The organism is Achromobacter sp. RT286_PF (assembly GCF_059760425.1).
Map to the genome: position 1 here is coordinate 60,029 of NZ_JCBAMR010000021.1, position 19,989 is coordinate 80,017.

Annotated in this window: 18 protein-coding genes; 16 read left to right on the forward strand and 2 right to left on the reverse strand. The window is 64.1% G+C overall.

What is annotated here, in order from left to right; genetic code table 11:
- Positions 1-4: 4 nt before the first annotated feature.
- From AC6LJY_RS17240 to AC6LJY_RS17275, 8 genes are all read left to right on the forward strand, one after another.
- Positions 5-1,420, forward strand: a complete 1,416-nt coding sequence (locus tag AC6LJY_RS17240; protein WP_498136420.1) for a type IV pilus inner membrane component PilO — start codon at positions 5-7, stop codon at positions 1,418-1,420.
- The gene (locus AC6LJY_RS17245; RefSeq protein WP_498136421.1) at positions 1,407-1,871 is read left to right on the forward strand and encodes a hypothetical protein; all 465 of its coding nucleotides are present in this window, start codon (positions 1,407-1,409) and stop codon (positions 1,869-1,871) included. Before AC6LJY_RS17240 ends, AC6LJY_RS17245 begins: the two co-directional genes overlap by 14 nt.
- The gene (locus AC6LJY_RS17250; protein ID WP_498136422.1) at positions 1,868-3,640 is read left to right on the forward strand and encodes an ATPase, T2SS/T4P/T4SS family; all 1,773 of its coding nucleotides are present in this window, start codon (positions 1,868-1,870) and stop codon (positions 3,638-3,640) included. The genes AC6LJY_RS17245 and AC6LJY_RS17250 overlap by 4 nt, the downstream gene beginning before the upstream one ends.
- 50 nt (positions 3,641-3,690) lie before the next feature.
- A complete protein-coding gene (locus AC6LJY_RS17255) occupies positions 3,691-4,773 on the forward strand; it encodes a hypothetical protein (RefSeq protein ID WP_498136423.1) in 1,083 nt (360 codons plus the stop codon).
- 77 nt (positions 4,774-4,850) lie between these two features.
- Positions 4,851-5,468, forward strand: a complete 618-nt coding sequence (locus AC6LJY_RS17260; protein WP_046803699.1) for a type 4 pilus major pilin — start codon at positions 4,851-4,853, stop codon at positions 5,466-5,468.
- A complete protein-coding gene (locus AC6LJY_RS17265) occupies positions 5,465-6,553 on the forward strand; it encodes a PulJ/GspJ family protein (RefSeq protein ID WP_498136424.1) in 1,089 nt (362 codons plus the stop codon). Before AC6LJY_RS17260 ends, AC6LJY_RS17265 begins: the two co-directional genes overlap by 4 nt.
- Before the next feature lie 79 nt (positions 6,554-6,632).
- Entirely contained in the window at positions 6,633-9,257 is a 2,625-nt protein-coding gene (gene alaS / locus AC6LJY_RS17270; RefSeq protein ID WP_498136425.1) for an alanine--tRNA ligase, read from the forward strand.
- Positions 9,257-9,526, forward strand: coding sequence for a sulfurtransferase TusA family protein (locus AC6LJY_RS17275; protein WP_046803696.1), 270 nt, complete (start codon positions 9,257-9,259; stop codon positions 9,524-9,526). Before alaS ends, AC6LJY_RS17275 begins: the two co-directional genes overlap by 1 nt.
- Positions 9,527-9,669: 143 nt before the next feature.
- Here the strand turns inward: AC6LJY_RS17275 and AC6LJY_RS17280 are convergent, their stop codons facing one another.
- Positions 9,670-10,251 carry a hypothetical protein gene (locus AC6LJY_RS17280; protein ID WP_104145710.1) on the reverse strand — a complete coding sequence of 194 codons (582 nt, stop codon included), beginning with the start codon at positions 10,249-10,251 and terminating at the stop codon, positions 9,670-9,672.
- Between the two features lie 426 nt (positions 10,252-10,677).
- Here AC6LJY_RS17280 and rpsP point away from each other — a divergent pair, with 426 nt between their 5' ends.
- From rpsP to AC6LJY_RS17320, 8 genes are all read left to right on the forward strand, one after another.
- Complete coding sequence (gene rpsP / locus AC6LJY_RS17285) at positions 10,678-10,938, forward strand: 30S ribosomal protein S16 (protein ID WP_006218566.1); 261 nt, start codon at positions 10,678-10,680, stop codon at positions 10,936-10,938.
- 84 nt (positions 10,939-11,022) lie between these two features.
- Positions 11,023-11,640, forward strand: a complete 618-nt coding sequence (gene rimM, locus AC6LJY_RS17290) for a ribosome maturation factor RimM (RefSeq protein WP_046803694.1) — start codon at positions 11,023-11,025, stop codon at positions 11,638-11,640.
- On the forward strand, positions 11,640-12,488 hold the full coding sequence (gene trmD / locus AC6LJY_RS17295; protein WP_498136426.1) for a tRNA (guanosine(37)-N1)-methyltransferase TrmD: 849 nt from the start codon (positions 11,640-11,642) through the stop codon (positions 12,486-12,488). The genes rimM and trmD overlap by 1 nt, the downstream gene beginning before the upstream one ends.
- Positions 12,489-12,642: 154 nt before the next feature.
- Complete coding sequence (locus AC6LJY_RS17300) at positions 12,643-13,347, forward strand: helix-turn-helix domain-containing protein (protein ID WP_104145709.1); 705 nt, start codon at positions 12,643-12,645, stop codon at positions 13,345-13,347.
- A gap of 99 nt (positions 13,348-13,446) precedes the next feature.
- Positions 13,447-14,202 (forward strand): ABC transporter substrate-binding protein, encoded by a 756-nt coding sequence (locus AC6LJY_RS17305; protein WP_498136427.1) that lies wholly within the window; start codon positions 13,447-13,449, stop codon positions 14,200-14,202.
- 122 nt (positions 14,203-14,324) lie between these two features.
- Positions 14,325-14,978, forward strand: coding sequence for an amino acid ABC transporter permease (locus AC6LJY_RS17310; RefSeq protein ID WP_046803690.1), 654 nt, complete (start codon positions 14,325-14,327; stop codon positions 14,976-14,978).
- Positions 14,975-15,706, forward strand: a complete 732-nt coding sequence (locus tag AC6LJY_RS17315; protein ID WP_046803689.1) for an amino acid ABC transporter ATP-binding protein — start codon at positions 14,975-14,977, stop codon at positions 15,704-15,706. The genes AC6LJY_RS17310 and AC6LJY_RS17315 overlap by 4 nt, the downstream gene beginning before the upstream one ends.
- A 9-nt stretch (positions 15,707-15,715) precedes the next feature.
- Positions 15,716-17,005, forward strand: coding sequence for an NAD(P)/FAD-dependent oxidoreductase (locus tag AC6LJY_RS17320; protein WP_104145708.1), 1,290 nt, complete (start codon positions 15,716-15,718; stop codon positions 17,003-17,005).
- 88 nt (positions 17,006-17,093) lie between these two features.
- Here the strand turns inward: AC6LJY_RS17320 and AC6LJY_RS17325 are convergent, their stop codons facing one another.
- Complete coding sequence (locus tag AC6LJY_RS17325) at positions 17,094-19,988, reverse strand: valine--tRNA ligase (protein ID WP_498136428.1); 2,895 nt, start codon at positions 19,986-19,988, stop codon at positions 17,094-17,096.
- Between the last annotated feature and the right edge of the window lies 1 nt (position 19,989).

A 19,989-nucleotide genomic window follows, 5' to 3' on the forward strand; every position in this document is an offset into this window, starting at 1 on the left:
CGCCATGAAACGAGCCCCGGACCCGTTGTTGCTTGACTGCCCCGGCGCCGGCCATCGCCTGGCGTTCGGCCTGCGATGGCTGGTATTGATCGGCTCCGACACGCAGGCCCTTGCGCGCGCGCGTGGGCGCCGGTTGCGCGCCACGCACGTCGTCGTAGGCGGTTCGCCAGCAACGATGGCGGGGTACGGGCGCCTGCGCGGAATGCGGCGTGCACGCGCCGGTGAATGGTGGCGCAATCGCGTAGGCAAACCCGTAGACGGCCACCTAGGCAATCGGGCAGCGGACGCCGCGCCTGGTCGCACGGCCCGCCGTCCTGCAAGGCCCTTCGTCCTGGCCGCCGCGCAGCTTTACGCGCTGCGGTTTCCGTCCGGCGGACACTGCGTCATCGCGCTTCCTGATGGTCGGTACTGGCTGGTCGCGGCTCAGGACGGTGTGGTGCTGTCCCAGGCGGATCGTGTGTTTGTGTCTCACGATGACGCGTTGCAGGCGCAAGCGCGGTTGCAAGAACAACGCCCTGGCTTACCGGCGCACGATCCCGACTCCATCTGGGCTTGCCTCATCAGCGCGGTGGATTCGGGCGCCCGCCTCGCGCCTTTGCCATCGCGCTGGGCGGGCGTGCCGTTTGTACTGCGTCTGTTCCTGCTGTGCGTCGCCATGGCGGCCCTTGCACCGCCGGTTTGGCGGTCGGTTGTCCCTTATGTTCTGTCCCATTGGGCGGCAGTGCCTGCTGAGGATTCCGCGCCACCCGATCCGCTAAGCGCCCATCAGGCTATGTTGGGCGCCCTGACCGCGCATGGGCCGAACGATGTCGCGCGGCTGCTACGCAGTGTGGGACTGTTGCCCATCCAGGTACAGGGCTGGGCGCTACGCCGCGCGCAGTGCGATGCCGGCGAGGGCGTTTGGCGTTGTGCGGCGGTCTATGCGCGCGCGCACCGTTTCGCGACGAATCAACGCTTGTACGCGCGGCTGCCCGCTGGCTGGCAGGTGTCATTCAAGCCCTTGGACGAAGCCACGTTAGCGTGGCGCGTGGCATCCGAACCTATTCCTCTGACTGCCTTGGCGCTGCCTAGCGGCTTGCATGTCGACACCGAACTGGTGGCCGCATTGCAGCGCTTGCAGCCTGCATTCGCGTCAGTGTCGCTGGCGTCGGCGGTGGCATTGCCGCTGTCGTTGTCGAACGCATCGGTCGTTGGCGCCCAAGTCTCCCCGTCGCGGACCCTCCCGGTATTGCGACGGCGCGCGCTGCGTCTGCAAGGTCCGTTGCGGTCGATCGGCCTTATCCCCACCGCGCTTACCCCCGCGCTTACGCCCGCGCGTTGGTCTCGTCTTGTGGTGGACGTCCAAGCACAGGCCAAGCCCACCTTGGTGGCCAGCACGCTGGTCGCCGAACTGCAAGGAGATCTCTATGAACAAGACTAAACCGGGACTTGTCGCCATCGCGTTTGTGGCGCTATGCGGCTGCGGGGCCTCACATGCAACAACGCTGCCGCTTGAAGACGCCCGGCCCTGGCCAGGGGTCGAAACAGTGCAGACCTTGTTGCGTGCCGACGCGGCTGCCGCGCTGGCCGATTGCCGTGTGCCCGGCATCTGCCCGTCGGGCCGCGCGACGGCACAGCCCGACGAGCCCACCGCCCGGCAGGTAGACGCCATCCGCGTGGCGGCCATTTACGGATCTACCCGCCGCCTTAACGTCGACGTCGTTATCAACGGCGCGCTACTGCGCTATCGGGCCGGCCACCAAGCCCCTGTCGCCGGCGCCTACTCTGCGCGCGCTTATCGACTGCTGGCCGTCGAAGGCGCCTGCGTGCATTTGCGCCGCGACGATCTTGACCACACCGCTTGCGTCGATATCGGAGCGGCAACGCCATGATCCCGCGCGTTATTCCAAGCCCCTCGCAGCCGCCTCCATTGTTGGGCACCCTCGATGACATCGCGCGGCTGACCCCCGCGCTTGTGCGGGCGCTGGCCCGCGAGTTTGACCTGGCCTCGTTGGCCGGCAGGCTGTGCCCGGTGTTGCTGGACAGTGGCGAGGTGGCCATCTTCGCGGTCAAGGAATATGTCCACGGCGATGCCATCGACGAGTTGCAGCGCATGGTGGCGGCGGCCGGCTACCGCCTGGCCGCGCCCCTGCGTTACCAGTTGCCCGCGCCATTGCTCCTGATGATTGCGCGGGGCCAATTGACAGCGCCCGGCGTGGGCGGATCGGGCGCCGGTCCTCAGGCGGATCGCGCATCTGCCCTGGCCGCGCTGTTCCTGGACATTGTTCGCTGGGGCGTCTTGCAGGGCGCCAGCGATGTGCATATCAACGTGAATCGGCGGCACGAGTCCTGCGACATCCGCTACACGATCAACGGCGACTACGTGTCCACGGACCGGTTCGCCGGGTTGTCGAACGACACGCTGCTGGAGGTGCTGGCGGTGGCCTGGATGGACGTGCGCGGCGGCAATGGCGCCGTCTTCGACCCCGCGCTTGAACAGCAAGGGCGGTTGGCCTTTGTGGTCGATGACATTCCGATCGTGTTGCGATGGGCCTCTCTGGCCGCCGATGCCGGGCCGTCGGTGTGCTTGCGCATCCTGCGCCTGGACGCCACGGCCGACGGCAACCTCCAGACCTTGGGCTACCCGCCCGGGCAAATCGCCACCTTGCTACGCGCCCGTGACCGCGAGGGCGGCGCCATTGTGCTGGCCGGCGTGGTCGGGTCGGGCAAGTCCACGACCATCGCGACCTTGATGCGCGGTATCGACCCCACGCGCAAGGTCATAACGTTGGAAGACCCGGTGGAATACATCATCACCAATGCGTTGCAAAACACCTTGGGTGGCGCGTTGGCGGAATCCGCCTGGGCGTCATTCGATGCCAAGTTGAAGACCATCAAGCGCTCGGCCATGAATGATCTGCTGATCGGTGAAATCCGTGACGTCAATACGGGCCGCGCGTTCATGGACCTTGCCAGCTCGGGCATCAGCCTTTACGCCACGACCCATGCGGGCGCGGCCGCCATGATTCCCGAACGCCTTGCTTCGGATGCCATCGGCGTGTCGCGAGATTTCCTGGCCACGCCAGGCATTTTGAAACTACTGGTCTATCAGACGCTGTTGCCGCGTTTGTGTCCCGCGTGCGCGTTGCCGGTGGACAGGCTCTGGCGGGCAGCTGATGCCGTTGGGGGCGTCGAAGGCGCCTACGCGGCGTACGACGCGGCGGGTTGGCGGGCGTGGGTGCAGGCACTTCAGGGCACCTATCAGTTGGATGCCGGCCAGCTACGGGTCAGGAACGCAGACGGATGTCCGGCGTGCCGACGCCCACAGTTGTCGCAGCTGAACGGCACGTCGGGTCGCTGTGTAGCGGCCGAAATGATCGAGCCCGAGCGCCTGGACGGATTTCTGGACCGCGTGCGCGCCCGTGATAACGCCGGGCTGGACAAGCTGGTACGCGAGGCGGGTTTTCAGTCGGGCACGGAGCCGGAGGCGGCTGGGCAAGACTGGCGGGAATCCGCCACGCGAGGGGCACGCGCGCTGCATTGTGCTCTGCTTAAGGTCAGCACTGGCGAGGTAGACCCGCGCGCGCTGTTGCGGCGTTTCGATGTCCCCATGGGGGCGCCGGCGGCGGCTGTGCGTCAAACCCCGCGAGGCGCCTCATGAACCGACCGCAAACACTTGCTCGCGGGTGGCCGCGAATCACAGGGCAAGGCATGTCGCCATGGTTCGACGCACTAAGGTTTCGGCCTCATCGCGCGGATTATTACGCGTATCTGGCCGATCTTATCGAGGGCACGCAGGGGCGTAAAAGCCTGCGCGACATCTTCGAGGACGATGCGCGCCGCTATGGCCCGCGAACGGTGCGTGGCCGCCTGTCCCGACATTGGGCGTCTTCCTATCAGGAGGAAGGCGGCGACCTTGGTGTTGCATGGTCTGGCACCTTGCCGCTGGACGAATGTCGTCTTGTCAGTTGTGTGCAGGAAGAGGGCGGTGACCTTGCCGCTGCGTTGCGCGATCTTGCCGGGGCCGTCCGCTTGGCGGGGCAAGCGTGGCTGGCTGTCGCCTCTGCCGCTGCCGCGGGAGTGGTCGCGGCCACGGTCGCCTTTGCGTTGCTATGCGCCATTCCGTACTTCACCGTGCCGCGCCTGCAATCGGTCTTCCAGCTGGTGCCGCCGGAAGACTACGGCCGCTTGACGCGCAACCTGTTCGGGCTGGCGGGCGCGCTGGATCAGTGGCTGCTGCTATGGCTGGTGCTGAGCCTGGGCATCGCCTTGCTAAGCCTCTGGTCCTTGCCAAATCTGACCGGCGGCGCCAGAGCCGCTTTGGACCGATGGTTGTTATGGCGCTTGTATCGCGACTTTCAGGCGATTCGCTTTCTGTGCCTGTTGTCTGTGCTGATCCGGCAACGCGGGTCGGCGGACACCCGGCTTCGTCGTGCGCTGTCGGTGCAGGCGGGGGGCGCGTCACCTTGGCTGCACACGCATCTGCAAGCCATGTTGGACCACATTGATGCGGGCGATAGCGGGCCGGACATCTTCGCCACCGGCATGCTGGACCAGGAAACCTTGTGGTACATGGCCGACATGATGGATGCGTTGGGGCTTGAAGCGGGCTTGGCGCGAGTACGCCAGCGGGTCGAAGCTCGCCTGCTGGCGCGCGTGCGCAGACAGGCGACCGCATTGCGTTGGTCGCTGCTTGTCGCCTCGCTGGCAACGGTATTGGGCATCACGCTTTGGCACTACGGCGTCATTGACGAGTTGCGGCGCGCCCTTACGAATTTTTATGCAAGTCAGTAGCGCGGGGCAGGACTGTACCGAACCACCACTCGCGCACATTTCATCTATCCACGGAGGCAGCGATGCAGCGAATACCCATGAACAGTAAAAACCGGCGTCGATGCCGCATAACGCGGCAGCGGGGCTTTTCCTTGATGGAGGTGTCCATCGTGACCGCCATCGTGTTGTTGATCGCCATCGTCGGGATTCCGGCGATAGGCGCCTATGTCATCGAAAACAAGGTGCCCAAGGTCGGGGAGGAAATTCAGCGTTTCATTGCCAGCATGAAAATCAATGCCCAGGGTGGTGGCGTGACGCCGTACGAGGGGCTGGACACCGGCGCGCTGGCGAATGCGCTGCGCGACTCCAGCGTGCTGGCTGTCGTGGGCAGTGGGGCGTCGGCACGGGTGGTGCACGGTCTGGGCGGCAGCGGAACGGGCCGCAACGGTGTGGTCGAGGTGGCTGCCGCCGCGTCCGGCGGGGGCGGGCTGGGGTCGGCATTCGTCGTCACCCTGACTAACGTCAGCCATGCTGCGTGCCCAGCGCTGGCCTCGGTGTTGCAACGGGTCTCGGACGCTATCTCCATAGGCGGCGGCACGGGCGCAAAAGTCGTGAAAGACGCGCTGGCCGTTCCCGACGTGCCGTATCGCGCCGCCCTCGCGCAGGCGCAATGCAGCCAGGGTGAAGTCAACACCTTCACTTTCACCGCAAGATGACGCCGCCGCTCTTTGGCAAGGGCGCGCGCGGGTCGCCGCGCGCATGCCGGCCCCAAGGCGGGTTCTCGCTGGTCGGTCTGGCGGTGGCGCTGGCATTGACGTCCATGATTGCGATCTGGGCGTCAAACCAGCTCGTCCAGCGGATCGAAGACGCGGCGGCGCGCTCCACGGGCGTGTGGCTGATGCAGGTCAGACAGGCGATGGCGCAAACGCTCCAGCGCCATTTCGACGCCTTGTCCAAGGGCGGCCCTTTGGTGGGCGAGGGCGGAGCCCCGTTGTTCGCGGACCCGTTTGCACCCACCGTGGCGGAATTGCGCACGCAGGCATATTTGCCCGCTGATTTTCCGGTGCGCACGGCGATGGGATTCGGCGTGCGGGTTCATATCGTGAGACACGACGCGTGCCCCGGCCCGCGCTGCCGGCTTGATGCCCTGGTCTACAGCGACACGCCCGTGCTGAAAAAGGGAACGCATGCGCCGGACCTGGTCGGCATCTCCACGATCATTGACGCCGCGCAAGGGTATGCGGGCGCGGTGTGGCCCGAGGCGCCCGGGCGGGTGCGGGGGCCGGCCTTCAGTTTTCCCAACCCCTTGGCCAACGCCCCGCCCTATGCGGCGGGCACCGTGGCGCTCTGGGCGGGCATCGGCGGACAAGCCGAGACCAGCGTCCAGCCCGTCATGCCGGACCTGACGCCGTACGTAAAGATTGGCGATGCGCGGGACCCCAGCTTGGCGGGGTCGCTCACCGCGGCATCCTCGATCATCGCAGGCGGGTATCTTTCCGTGGGCGCCCGCGGCACGGCTGGTCACCCCTGCAACGTCGGGGTTGGCACCGTGGCGTCATCCCACGAAAGTGAATTGTTGACGTGCCAGTCCGGGGTTTGGCAGCGTGCATCAAGCGGTTTTGGTGGCGCCTACAGCCTCAATCATCCGCGTGGGTGCAGGCATTACACCGGCGTGTCGACGGCCAATCCCGTGACAGGGCAGTGTTCCTGTCCCGCGGGCTTTGCCGGGGTCATCGTGTCCGCGGGCGGAAAATGGACGGAAACCGAAGGGTGGACGACGGGGTATGTGTGTGTCAGATAGGGCAGCCGGACCGGCCTTTTCCGCGCTTTCGCGCTAACCCTCTATAATCAAAGATTCGCCTAAATCTGCGTCATCCACGATGAAATCCTCCGAGATTCGCCGCCAGTTTCTGCAATTCTTCAAGTCGAAGGGGCACACCATTGTCCCGTCGTCCTCGCTCGTTCCCGGCAACGATCCGACCCTGCTTTTCACCAATTCGGGCATGGTCCAGTTCAAGGACGTGTTCACGGGCAAGGAATCGCGGTCGTACACGCGCGCCACGTCCTCGCAGCGCAGCGTGCGCGCGGGCGGCAAGCATAACGATCTGGAGAACGTGGGCTACACCGCCCGGCACCATACGTTCTTCGAAATGCTGGGTAACTTCAGCTTTGGCGACTACTTCAAGCGCGACGCCATCCAGTACGCCTGGGAGCTGCTGACGCAGGTCTACAAGCTGCCGGCCGAAAAGCTCTGGGTCACCGTCTATCAGGAAGACGACGAGGCCTACGACATCTGGGCCAATGAAGTGGGCGTGCCGCCCGAGCGCATCGTGCGCATCGGCGACAACAAGGGCGCGCGCTACGCGTCGGACAACTTCTGGCAGATGGCCGACACCGGGCCCTGCGGCCCTTGCTCGGAAATCTTCTTCGACCACGGCCCGGACGTCTGGGGCGGTCCTCCCGGATCGCCCGAAGAAGACGGCGACCGCTACATCGAAATCTGGAACCTGGTTTTCATGCAGTTCGAGCGCGACGCCGAAGGCAATATGCCGCGTCTGCCGCGCCCCTGTGTCGATACCGGCATGGGGCTGGAGCGCATCGCCGCCGTTCTGCAAGGCGTGCATTCCAACTATGAAATCGACCTGTTCCAAAAGCTGATCCACGCCGCCGCGCGCGAAACGGGCGTGCAGGACCTCGAGAACAACTCGCTGAAGGTCATCGCGGACCACATCCGTGCCTGCTCGTTCCTGATCGTCGACGGCGTGATCCCCAGCAACGAAGGTCGGGGCTACGTGCTGCGCCGCATCGTGCGTCGCGCCTTGCGCCACGGCTACAAGCTGGGCCAGACCAAGCCGTTCTTCCACCGCCTGGTGCCTGATCTGGTCGCCGAAATGGGTGAAGCCTATCCGGAATTGGCCAACATGGCCGACCGCGTGGCGCAGGTGCTCAAGCAGGAAGAAGAGCGTTTCGGCGAAACGCTGGAACACGGTATGCGCATCCTGGACACGGCCTTGGCCAATGTGCCCAAGGGTGGCGTGCTGGACGGCACGACGCTGTTCACCCTGTACGACACCTACGGCTTTCCCGTCGACCTGACCGCCGACATCTGCCGCGAACGCGAAGTCGAAGTCGACATGGCGGGTTTTGAAGTGTCGATGGAACGCCAGCGGGATCAGGCGCGCGCCGCCGGCAAGTTCAAGATGGCCGAAGGCCTGAGCTACGAAGGCGCCGAAACGCGCTTCGAAGGCTACGAAAAGCTGGAGCTCGACAACGTCAAGGTCACGGCCCTGTACGTGGACGGCACGCAGGTCGAGCAGGTGCAGGCTGGCCAGAATGCCGTCGTGGTGCTGGACGCCACGCCGTTCTACGCTGAATCCGGCGGCCAGGTCGGCGATACCGGCTTGCTGGAAGCCGACGGCGTACGATTCGCCGTCGCAGACACCCTGAAGATTCAAAACGGCGTGTTCGGTCACCACGGAGTGCTGGAAGCGGGTTCGTTGTCGGTAGGCACGACGCTGCTGGCGCGCGTGGACGCCGTGCGCCGCGCGCGTACCGTGCGCAACCACTCGGCCACCCACTTGATGCACAAGGCCTTGCGCCAGGTGCTGGGCACGCACGTGCAGCAGCGCGGTTCGCTGGTGGATGCCGACAAGACCCGCTTCGACTTCGCACAAGATGCGCCGATGACCGCCGAGCAGATCGCGCGCGTCGAAGCCATCGTCAACGCTGAAGTGTTGGCCAACCATCCCACCGTTGCCCAGGTCATGGCATACGATGACGCCGTCAAGGGCGGCGCCATGGCGCTGTTCGGCGAGAAATACGGCGATACGGTGCGCGTGCTGGATATCGGCTTCTCGCGCGAGCTCTGCGGTGGCACACACGTCAGCCGCACCGGCGACATCGGTCTGTTCAAGATCGTGTCCGAAGGGGGCGTGGCGGCGGGTGTGCGCCGTATCGAAGCCATTACCGGCGACAACGCGCTGGCCTGGGTGCAGAACCAGAACGCCTTGCTGACTCAGATCGCCGGCATGCTGCGCAGCACGCCGGCCGACGTGCCGGCGCGTATCGCGCAGGTGCAGGATCAGATCAAGGCGCTTGAGAAAGACCTTGAGCAGTCCCGCAACAAGCTGGCGGCCAGTGCCGGCAACGACCTGGCGACCAGCGCCGCTGTCGACGTCAAGGGCATCAAGGTCCTGGCCGCCAGCATTGGCGACGTGGACCCGAAGGCCCTGCGGGGCATGGTCGACAACCTGAAAGGCCGCCTGAAGCCGGCTGTCGTGCTGCTTGCCACCGGCTCGGCCGACGGCAAGATCAGCGTGGTGGGCGGCGTCACCGCCGACCTGACCGACCGCATCAAGGCGGGCGACCTGGTTGGCTTCGTTGCCAGCCAGGTGGGGGGCAAGGGCGGCGGACGTCCGGACATGGCCATGGGCGGCGGCACCGACCTGGCCGCCTTGCCGGCCGCCATCGCCGGTGTGCAAAAGTGGGTGGACGAGCGTCTCTGATGAGCAGCGCGGATACCGGTGTCGACGCCGGCGCGCAAGCGCCGGCTTTCGAGCACGAGATCGATGCCAGCGGCCTGACGTGCCCGCTGCCCATCCTGCGCGCCAAGAAGGCGTTGGCGCAGATGGCCAGCGGCGAAGTTCTGCGCGTTGTCACCACCGACCGCAATGCAATCCGCGACTTTCAGGCGTTTGCCCGTCAAACCGGCAATACGCTGGTCGCGCAGCACGAGGCCGAGGGGCGCGGCGTGCATTACCTGCGCCGCCGATAGCCGGCGCAGCCGTTTATTCCCGGATTGCGCCGCGCAGAAGCGCCATTAGGTCCGCAGTCCGTTATCCGCTACCCGCTATCCGATACGCACCCGCAAAAAGGCCCGCTTGCATCAAGCGGGCCTTTTCTTTGCCGGTGCTCGGTTTATTTGTGGATGGCCGCGGCCACGGCTTGGGTAATCGTGAAATCCACCAAGTCGCCTTCCTTGAGTTGTTGCAGGCGCGCTTGCAAGGCGGGGTCTTTGACCTGGATCGTGCGCATGCCGCCCTGCGGCCCCTTCAGCGTGACCAGGTTGGCGCTTTTGTTGATGTGCCAGATCTCGGCGGTGATGGTGGTTTGGCGGCCCACTGCGCCGCCCGGCTTGGCGCCGTCGGCGCTGCGTGTCGCCGCCGTTTCAGTCTTGACTTCGGGGGCGCCCGAACCCGCCGGGCGCACATCCACCCCGACGGACTCGTAGTAATCCAAGGTCAGCATGTCGCCCGGCTTGATCTGCTGGAAGTTGCGGACCTCGGGGCCGGCGACGACCTCGACCGTATTGCCGTTGTTGCCTTGCAAAGTAATGGCGCGCGTGGCCGGGTCCACGGCGGTGACCTTGCCCGTAGCGGTGGTCATCGCCGCGCCGACGATGCGGGCAGAAGCGGTGATGGGCATCGCCAGCGTGCCCAGCAATAGGCCCGTCAAGGCCAGGCGTGCGACGGGTTTGAAGACGGATGTCGGGTTCTTCATGGTGTGGCACCCTCCGAGAGAGGAAGTGTGGGGGAAAAAACACGAACGAACAGGCGTAACGATGCCGGAAGGAGTAAATCCGTCGTCAGGATGGAGATTGGAAAACAGGGGAAATGCCGCGCCGAAGGGGCACAGCGAAAGGCAGGCAAACGGGGGGTCTGGCGTAGGACGACATAAATCCGATCTCTCCAACCGGTTATTTCTTCAAACGCACTAAGGTGATTCGCAGGAAATGCGGGCGAAAGCGCGGCCAGGCGGCTACACTTTGGCCTGCGGCGGGCTTCGGCCCGTTTTGTAGAATACCCGGATGCGGTGTTTTACGATACAAATTGCGCCGCCCCGACTGATTCAGCACCTGCATTTGCCAGCTGGCTTGTTTAAGTGCTAGAATTTCCCGTTTTTCACAACTAATTCAAGGGATTACCTATGGTGGTGATTCGCCTGGCCCGCGGTGGGTCCAAGAAGCGTCCGTTTTACAACCTGGTGGCCACCGATTCGCGTAACCGTCGCGACGGCCGCTTCATCGAGCGCGTGGGTTTCTACAACCCCGTAGCTAGCGAAGGCACGGAAAACCTGCGCATTGCGCTGGATCGCGTGCAGTACTGGACCGGCAATGGCGCCCAACTGTCGCCCGCCGTCGAGCGTCTGGTCAAGGACTACTCGGCTAAGGTTTCCGCCGCAGCTTAATTGCCTGCGTCGTACAACCGAACCGTTAGTTCAGCTGTAAAGCTACCATTCTTAGCTGTTTCATAATTACCAAGAGCACGATACATGTCTGATGCCGCAACCTCTAACGCGGCGCCTACGGATTTGATCGAGCTGGGCCGCATCACTGCAGCCTACGGTGTGAAAGGCTGGGTTAAGGTGCAGCCTCATTCGGCCAATGCCGAAGTGCTGCTCTCAGCATCTCAATGGTGGTTGACTCGCCCTGTGCCTGAATTGGCGCGGGGCGCTGTCGCGTCTGCGCCTGTCGCAATCAAGGTATTGCAGTCCCGTTCACAGGGCGCCACAGTGGTGGCCCAGCTGGCGGGTATTGCGGACCGCGATCAGGCCGAAGCCTTGCGCGGATATTCCGTCCAGGCGCCGCGCGGTTCCTTTCCCGCGCCCAAAGAAGACGAATACTACTGGGTCGACCTCATCGGCTGCGCGCTGTATACCAGCGCCGACGGTGAACCCACGCTGATTGGCGTGGTGGACGAAGTCCTTGATAACGGCGCACATGCCGTTTTGAAGGTCTTGTGCCAGAAGGTTGGAGCCGAAGGGCCCGAACCTATTCTGAACGCCAAGGGCCGACCCGCCGAAATGCTCGTTCCGTTCGTACGCGCGCACATCCACGCCGTCGATCTGGCTGCTCGCCGCATTGACAGCGACTGGCCGGCGGATCTTTGATGCGATTCGACGTCATTACGCTCTTTCCCGAAATGTTCGGGGTGGTGCGCGATTTAGGTGTCACCGGCCGGGCGCATGCCCAGGGCCGGTGGTCCCTTCATGCGTGGAATCCTCGCGATTTCACGCAGGACGTCCATCGCACGGTGGACGACCGCCCCTACGGCGGCGGCCCCGGAATGGTGATGATGGCAGCGCCACTGGAAGCTGCCGTCAACGCCGCCCAGGACGCGCGCGCCGCGCAAGGCCTGGGCCGTGCCCCCGTGGCGCTACTGGCTCCGGTTGGCCAGCGCTATAACCAGGCAGGCGCCGAAACCCTGGCTGCCAGCGACGGCATCATCTTGATTTGCGGCCGCTACGAAGGCGTTGACCAGCGCTTCATTGAACGTTGCGTTACGCACGAGATTTCGCTGGGCGACTTTGTTCTGTCCGGCGGCGAAATAGCCGCGCTTGCCGTCATCGACGCCGCTGTGCGGCTGTTGCCTGGTGTGCTGAACGACGGCGATTCCGCATTGCAGGACTCGTTCAACGACACCTTGTCCGGCCTGCTGGACAGCCCCCATTACACGCGCCCGGAAGTCTACGAGGGCGAATCCGTGCCCGCGCCGCTACTAAGCGGCCATCACGCGAACATCGCCCGCTGGCGGCGAGAGCGTTCGCTGGCATTGACGGCCTCGCGCCGCCCCGAGCTGATTGAATCCGCGCGCGCCAAGGGCTGGCTGAACAAGGCAGACGAGCGCTACCTGGCCGAGCTGGCCGGCACGTACGACCCCACAGCCGATGCACCCAAGCGCCGGCGCAGGTCCGCCGCATCTCCCTACAAAAAACCCGAAGCGCCCGACGCGTCCTGAGCATTTCGCTTCCGCGTCCCGGCGTGTTGCCGCCAACTTCGGCTGCTCCTATCCGCTGTCCGCCACCCGTCCACAACCGCTAGGGATGTTCCTAGGTTGTGAGCTTTTCGCGTGCTCCTTAGTATTGAAAATTACACCACCGTGAAATTTTCACATGAGCAGATCCGAGCCTGGCGGCTCGCATTCGACGCGGACCGCCCTTGATAGCCATCCCGAGTCGTCGCCTGCGTCGAAGGCCTTGCCGGCCGATCGGCCCGAGTCCGCCGTGGACTTATGGCTGGGCCAACAGCTGCGGCAGCTGCGTAAAGAGCAAGGCCGTTCACTGGCTGAAGTGGCGCGTGCCTGCGGCATGTCCTTGGGCTTGCTCAGTCAGATCGAACGCGGCCTGAGTTCCGCTTCCGTCAAAGTGTTGCACCTGCTGGCGCGTGAATTTCATGTCTCGGTCAATTCGCTGCTGCGCAATGCCGAGCCGACGCAGGGCGAAGATGGGGGCCGCGTGGCGCGAGCCGGCACGCACCGCTTCATTGACCTTAGTGAAAAAGGCATCAGCAAAGAGATGTACACGCCGCCGGCCTGCCGCAGCATGGATCTTTGCCGTGCCAGCATCGAGCCCGGGGGCTCCACCGGCAACGAGCTGTTCGTGACGGGGCAGGGCGAGCAGATCGGTGTTGTGCTCAAGGGGTCACTGGAATTGTGGGTGGGCGATCGCGTGGTCCTGCTCAATGAGGGCGACAGCTTTTGTTATGCCAGCAGCACGCCGCGACGCTGGCGCAATCCCGGCTCGCAGACGACCGAGGTCATCTGGGCCATTTCCAACATCACACCAGCCGCGGGGGACGACACGCAACAGGCGCCATAAGCGCGCAGCAGCCACATCCGCGCGACGACACTGGGGATTGTCGCGCCACCGGACACGCAGGGCGTTGCCCGGACTTCTTTGCCACGATGAGGAAATGTCATGAAATTCAAGACTCTTGTTGTCTCTGTATTTGCAGCATTGTCCATGGCCGCGGGCGCGCAAGCCCAAACGGTGTTGAAGGTGGGGTCCACGCCCACCGGCAGTCCTTTTACGTTTCTGGACACCAAAGCCAATAGCATCGAAGGCGTGATGGTGGACATCGTGAAGGCCGTGGGAAAAGAGGCCGGCTTCGAGGTTCAGATCGAACCCATGGCGTTTTCCGCATTGATCGGGTCACTGACATCCAAGCGCATCGATATCGTGTCGGCCGCAATGTTCATCACTCCGCAGCGCCAACAAGTCGTGAGCTTTTCCGAGCCGGTCTATCGCTATGGCGAAGGGCTGATGGTGCTTAAGACCGACAACAAGGAATACAAGTCGTTCGCGGACATGAAGGGCATGACCGTTGGCGTGCAGGTGGGGACGGCGTTTGTCGAACCCATCCAGAAGAGCGGTGTGTTTAAGGAAGTGAAGCTGTACGACAATCCGCCGGACATGATGCGCGACGCCAACGCCGGCCGCATCCAGGGCGGGTTCATGGACTACCCGATCGCCGCCTACATCCTGACGCAAGGCAACTACCCCAATCTGAAGATGGCGCAAGCCTATCAACCTACGGTGATGGGTAGCCTGGGCCTGGCCACGCGCAAGGAAGATACCGCGCTGTTGGAACGTATCAATAAAGCGCTGGCCAAGCTCAAGGCCGACGGCGCCATCGACGCCATCTTGAAAAAGTGGGGGCTGTTCGGCGCATAACGCCGGCTGCTTGCAGGCAACCAACGTTTTAGCAACTGCCAAGCTGACGCGCGTGCGTGCGCGTCGGCGGGCGGGACGCACCCCGCGTCCCTGCCGGCGGTCGAGCCTGGGTGGATGAGGTCATGACGGAATTCTTCAACGACGCGGCGGAGTACCTGCCGATATTGCTGCAAGGCGCCAAGCTGACGATTCTGGTCACGCTCGGTTCGCTGGCGCTGTCCACGGTGCTGGGCCTGGTGTGGGCGCTGATGCGCGTCTCGGGCAATAAAATCCTGTCCAAGATCAGCGGCGGGGTGATCAACCTGCTGCGCGGTATCCCGATTATCGTGCTGCTGTTCTACATCTATTTCGTGATGCCGGACATGGGGGTCTCGTTGACCGCCGTGCAGGCGGCCATCATTGGTCTGGGCGTCGCGTATTCCGCGTATCAGGCCGAGAACTTCCGCGCCGGTATCCAGGCCATCGACCGCGGTCAGATCGAAGCGGCGATGGCGATGGGCATGAGCTGGAGCATGACGATGCGGCGCGTGGTCTTGCCGCAGGCAGTCAAGATCGTGCTGCCGCCGTACGGCAACATCATGATCATGATGTTGAAAGATTCGTCACAGGCGTCGACGATCACGGTGGCCGAGCTTGCGCTGCAAGGCAAGCTGATTGCGGTCTCCACCTTCAAGAACGCGACCGTCTTTTCGCTGGTGGCGCTGATGTACCTGGTGATGTGCGTGCCGTTGATCCTGCTGGTGCGTCACCTGGAAAAAAGGAGCGCCACCAAATGATCGAACTGCAAGGAGTGCGCAAGAGCTTTGGCTCGCTTGAGGTGTTGAAAGGTATCGACGCCGAAGTCCGCAAGGGTGAAGTGGTCTGCGTAATCGGCCCGTCCGGTTCGGGTAAGTCCACGATCCTGCGCTGCATCAACGGGCTGGAGCGCTATAACGCCGGCCGCATCACCGTGGACGGTGAACTCGTCGATGCCGACGCGGCGTCCATCGTGTCGATTCGCACGCAGGTGGCGATGGTGTTTCAACGCTTCAACTTATTCCCGCATCGGACCGCGCTGGAAAACGTGATTGAAGGGCCCATCTTCGTCAAAAAGGAGCCCCGCGCTCAGGTGATGGAACGCGGGCGCGAATTGCTGGCCAGCGTAGGCCTGGCGGACAAGGCCGACGCACATCCCAATCAACTGTCCGGCGGCCAGCAGCAGCGCGTGGCCATCGCGCGGGCGTTGGCGATGCAGCCCAAGGCCATTCTGTTCGATGAGCCCACGTCCGCCTTGGACCCTGAACTGGTCGGCGATGTGTTGGGCGTGATGCGCAAGCTGGCGGAAGCGGGCATGACGATGGTGGTCGTCACGCATGAAATGAGCTTTGCCCGCGAGGTCGCGGACCGCGTCATGTTCTTCGATGGCGGCGTCATGGTAGAGCAGGGCGCCGCCCGCGAAGTGCTGAATCATCCGCAGCATCCCCGGACGCAGGACTTCCTGCACCGCGTGCTGCATCCCATGTAAGGAACCGTCATGCCGCAAGCGCCGTTTCCCCTCTCTCCTTCCTTATGGGCCGCCACTGCGGCGCCGCCGCCTCCGACCGAGCCGTTGACCGCGTCGACGCAAGCCGACGTGTTGGTGATAGGCGGTGGCTACGCCGGGTTAAGCACGGCTTTGCACCTGGCCGAGCGGGGCGTGAAGACCATCGTGCTGGAGGCTCGCGAGATCGGCTTCGGCGGGTCCGGGCGTAATGGCGGTCAGGTGATTCCTGGGCTGAAATACGACCCGGACGATTTGATCTCAATGTTCGGACACGACAAGGGCGAGCGGCTGTTGCGGTTTGCCGGTGCGACGGCCGATTCAGTCTTCAACCTGATCGACCGTCATGCGATGGACGTGCCGCATGTGCGCAAGGGGTGGATCCAGGGCGCGCACACCGCCGAAGCCTTGCGCATAGCGCATGGCCGCGCGGCGCAATGGGCCCGCCACGGCGTGGACGCCCAGCCGCTCGATCAGGATCAGGTTGCGCGCCTGCTGGGCACGGACCGCTACCTGGGCGGCTGGGTCGATAACCGGGCGGGGGCGGTGCAGCCCTTGAGCTATGTGCGTGGCCTGGCGCGCGCAGCGTTGAACGCGGGCGCGCTGATCCATACGGAAACGCCGGTCACGGGCTTGAAGCGCGACGGCGGCAAGTGGACAGCCACGACGGCACGCGGTGCAAGCGTGATGGCGGATCGCGTCGTCATGTGCACGAACGCTTACGGCGGCGACCTGCTGCCCGGCCTGAAGACGTCCATCATCGACGCCAACACTTTCCAGGTGGCGACGGCGCCGCTACCGGAATCGGTGCGCGCGGGAATCTTTCCCGAAGGCCATGTCACGTCCGATACGCGCAACCTGCTGCTGTACTTTCGTCTGGACCACCAGGGCCGCCTGTTGATGGGCGGACGCGGGCCGTTTCGTGAACCCAAGGGGCCGCAGGATTGGGCGCACCTGGAACGCGTGATGTTCAAGATGTTCCCGCAGGTGGCCGGCACGCCGTTTGAATACCGCTGGTGCGGGCGTGTGGCCATCACGCGCGATTACCTGCCGCATTTGCACGAGCCGCAGCCTGGCCTGCTGGTGGATATCGGCTGCCAGGGGCGCGGGGTGGGTCTGCAAACCAGCATGGGGCGCGCGATGGCGCAGTACGTGGCCACGGGCGACGCAACCGCGCTGCCGGTGCCTTTGTCACCGGTGGTGCCGTTTCCGCTCTATGGTTTGCGCCGGCTGTACGTGAACGCGGTGGTCACGTGGTATCGCATGACGGACGGGGGCGTGTAAGCGTAGGCCACCGGCCAAGCAGAAAAAAACCCCGGAACGCGTTCCGGGGTTTTTGTTTGGCGGGCGTTTTGGCCAGAACCGATCGAGTTCAGTCCGCCAGCTTGGCACGCTGTTCGCGCACCTTTTGCAGGGTTTCGCCAAACTGCGCCATGCGCGCCTTTTCCTGCTCGACGACGGCCGCGGGTGCGCGTTCGACAAAGCTGGCGTTGGACAACTTGCCGTTGGCCTTGGCGATTTCGCCTTCCAGACGCGCGATTTCCTTGTCCAGACGGACGCGTTCGGCGGCCACGTCGATCTCCACGTGCAGCATCAGGCGGCTGGCACCCACCACCTGGACCGGTGCGCCGGCGTCGGGCAGGGTGTCCAGCACGTCGACCTGGCTCAGCTTGGCCAGCGCGGCAAGGTAAGGCGCGTTGCGCTTGAGCACGGGCGCATCGCCCTGGGCGCACAGCGGCACCTTCTGGGCGGGCGACAGGTTCATTTCGCCGCGCAATGCGCGCACGGCCTCGACCTGCGCCTTCAGCTCGGCCACGTCGGCTTCGGCCGCGGCGTCCACGGCAGCCAGATTGGCTTGCGGATACGGCTGCACGCTGACGCTGTCGGCAACGCCTTCCTTGCGCTTGCCCGCCACCACCGACACCTTCTGCCACAGTTCTTCGGTGATGAACGGAATGATCGGATGGGCCAAGCGCAACACGCATTCCAGCACACGGATCAGCGTGCGGCGCGTACCCAGTTGCTGGGCCGGCGTGCCGGTCTGGATCTGGACCTTGGCCAGTTCCAGGTACCAGTCGCAGTATTCGTCCCACACAAAGCGGTACAGCGAGTTGGCGATATTGTCGAAGCGGTAGTCGGCAAAGCCGCGCGCCACGTCGGCTTCCAGCGTTTGCATCTGGCTGATGATCCAGCGGTCGACAAACGAGGTTTCGCCCGCGTCGGAACCCGTCAGGTCATGGCCTTCGGTGTTCATCAGCACGAAGCGCGTGGCGTTCCACAGCTTGTTGCAGAAGTTGCGATACCCCTCGCAACGCTTCAGGTCGAAATTGATGTTGCGGCCCAGCGTGGCGTAGGCGGCCATCGTGAAGCGCAGCGCGTCGGTGCCGAACGCCGGAATGCCGTCCGGGTACTGGCGGCGCGTTGCCTTTTCGATGGCGCCGGCCTGCTTGGGGTTCATCAGGCCGTAGGTACGCTTGGTGACCAGACCGTCCAGGTCGATGCCGTCGATCAGGTCGACCGGGTCCAGCGTGTTGCCCTTGGACTTGCTCATCTTCTGGCCGTCGGCATCGCGGATCAGGCCGTGCACATAGACGTGCTTGAACGGAATCTGGCCCGTCATGTGCGTGGTCAGCATGACCATGCGCGCGACCCAGAAGAAAATGATGTCGAAGCCGGTAACCAGCACGCTGGACGGCAGGTAGCGTTCCAGGTCGGGCGTTTTTTCAGGCCAGCCCAGCGTCGTGAAGGGCACCAGGCCCGACGAGAACCAGGTGTCCAGCACGTCAGGATCGCGCTTGAGGTCACCCGTGACGCCTGCGGCGCGTGCCTGCTCGATGGCGCCGGCTTCGTCGTGTGCAACGAAGATCTGGCCGTCTTCCGAATACCACGCCGGAATCTGGTGGCCCCACCACAGCTGGCGCGAGATGCACCAGTCCTGGATGTTGTTCAGCCACTGGTTGTAGATGGTGGTCCAGTTGTCCGGGTAGAACTTGATGCGGCCATCGGCCACCACTTCAAGGGCCACTTCCGTGATGCTCTTGCCCGGGTTCAGCGTGCCTTCGGGCGCGGGCTTGCTCATGGCCACGAACCATTGGTCGGTCAGCATGGGTTCCAGGACGACGCCGGTGCGGTCGCCCTTGGGCTGCATCATTTTGTGCGGTTCGACCTTGACCAGATAGCCTTCGGCATCCAGCTGCGCAACGACTGCCTTGCGGGCTGCGTAGCGTTCCAGGCCCTGGAACTGCTTGGGGCCGTTTTCGTTGATGTGCGCGTCCAGCGTGAAGATCACGATCAAGGGAAGATCGTGGCGCATCGCGCAGGCATAGTCGTTGAAGTCGTGCGCGCCGGTGATCTTCACGCAGCCCGTGCCGAATTCCGGGTCAACGAAATCGTCGGCGATGATCGGGATGTTGCGGTCGCACAGCGGCAGCTCGACTTCCTTGCCGACCAGGTGCTGGTAGCGCGGGTCGTCCGGGTGCACGCACAGCGCGCCGTCGGCCAGCATCGTTTCCGGGCGGGTCGTGGCGATGGTCATGCCGCGCAGCGTGACGGTCTGGCCGTCTTTGTCGACGATGGTTTGCGGGCCGTCCACGAAGGGATAGAGGATGTGCCACATGTGGCCCTCGGTCTCTTCGGACTGCACTTCCAGGTCGGACACGGCGGTCAGCAGCTTCGGGTCCCAGTTGACCAGGCGCTTGCCGCGGTAGATCAGGCCCTGTTTATGCAGGCGCACGAAGGTCTCGACCACGCCTCGCGACATGCGGTCGTCCATGGTGAAATACTCGCGCGGCCAGTCCGCCGAGGCGCCCAGGCGACGCACCTGTTCGGTAATGGCGTTGCCCGACTTTTCCTTCCATTCCCAGACTTTTTCCACGAATTTTTCGCGGCCGAGGTCATGGCGCGAAACCTTCTGTGCATCCAGCTGTCTTTCAACAACGATCTGCGTGGCGATGCCGGCGTGGTCGGTGCCGGGAATGAACACCGTGTCGTCGCCAGACATGCGGCGATACCGCACCAGCCCGTCCATGATGGTCTGGTTGAACGCGTGGCCCATGTGCAGCGTGCCCGTGACGTTGGGCGGCGGGAACTGGATGACATAGGGCTGGTTTTCCGTCCCCGTTTTTACGTGCTGGCCCGCCGTGAAATAGCCGCGCTTTTCCCATTCGGCGTACCAGCGCGATTCCAGTTCAGAAGGTTCGAAGCTCTTGGAGAGTTCCGGGGCGTCGCTCGCGGGGTTCGCGGCGGTGGGGGGAGCAGCTTGAGTCATT

What these genes read in the sequence shown, in the direction of transcription:
- AC6LJY_RS17240 (WP_498136420.1), top strand. Translation starts at nt 5, where the DNA reads ATGAAACGAGCCCCGGACCCGTTGTTGCTTGACTGCCCCGGCGCCGGC.
- AC6LJY_RS17245 (WP_498136421.1), top strand. Translation starts at nt 1,407, where the DNA reads ATGAACAAGACTAAACCGGGACTTGTCGCCATCGCGTTTGTGGCGCTA.
- AC6LJY_RS17250 (WP_498136422.1), top strand. Translation starts at nt 1,868, where the DNA reads ATGATCCCGCGCGTTATTCCAAGCCCCTCGCAGCCGCCTCCATTGTTG.
- AC6LJY_RS17255 (WP_498136423.1), top strand. Translation starts at nt 3,691, where the DNA reads ATGTCGCCATGGTTCGACGCACTAAGGTTTCGGCCTCATCGCGCGGAT.
- AC6LJY_RS17260 (WP_046803699.1), top strand. Translation starts at nt 4,851, where the DNA reads ATGAACAGTAAAAACCGGCGTCGATGCCGCATAACGCGGCAGCGGGGC.
- AC6LJY_RS17265 (WP_498136424.1), top strand. Translation starts at nt 5,465, where the DNA reads ATGACGCCGCCGCTCTTTGGCAAGGGCGCGCGCGGGTCGCCGCGCGCA.
- alaS (WP_498136425.1), top strand. Translation starts at nt 6,633, where the DNA reads ATGAAATCCTCCGAGATTCGCCGCCAGTTTCTGCAATTCTTCAAGTCG.
- AC6LJY_RS17275 (WP_046803696.1), top strand. Translation starts at nt 9,257, where the DNA reads ATGAGCAGCGCGGATACCGGTGTCGACGCCGGCGCGCAAGCGCCGGCT.
- AC6LJY_RS17280 (WP_104145710.1), bottom strand. Translation starts at nt 10,251, where the DNA reads ATGAAGAACCCGACATCCGTCTTCAAACCCGTCGCACGCCTGGCCTTG.
- rpsP (WP_006218566.1), top strand. Translation starts at nt 10,678, where the DNA reads ATGGTGGTGATTCGCCTGGCCCGCGGTGGGTCCAAGAAGCGTCCGTTT.
- rimM (WP_046803694.1), top strand. Translation starts at nt 11,023, where the DNA reads ATGTCTGATGCCGCAACCTCTAACGCGGCGCCTACGGATTTGATCGAG.
- trmD (WP_498136426.1), top strand. Translation starts at nt 11,640, where the DNA reads ATGCGATTCGACGTCATTACGCTCTTTCCCGAAATGTTCGGGGTGGTG.
- AC6LJY_RS17300 (WP_104145709.1), top strand. Translation starts at nt 12,643, where the DNA reads ATGAGCAGATCCGAGCCTGGCGGCTCGCATTCGACGCGGACCGCCCTT.
- AC6LJY_RS17305 (WP_498136427.1), top strand. Translation starts at nt 13,447, where the DNA reads ATGAAATTCAAGACTCTTGTTGTCTCTGTATTTGCAGCATTGTCCATG.
- AC6LJY_RS17310 (WP_046803690.1), top strand. Translation starts at nt 14,325, where the DNA reads ATGACGGAATTCTTCAACGACGCGGCGGAGTACCTGCCGATATTGCTG.
- AC6LJY_RS17315 (WP_046803689.1), top strand. Translation starts at nt 14,975, where the DNA reads ATGATCGAACTGCAAGGAGTGCGCAAGAGCTTTGGCTCGCTTGAGGTG.
- AC6LJY_RS17320 (WP_104145708.1), top strand. Translation starts at nt 15,716, where the DNA reads ATGCCGCAAGCGCCGTTTCCCCTCTCTCCTTCCTTATGGGCCGCCACT.
- AC6LJY_RS17325 (WP_498136428.1), bottom strand. Translation starts at nt 19,988, where the DNA reads ATGACTCAAGCTGCTCCCCCCACCGCCGCGAACCCCGCGAGCGACGCC.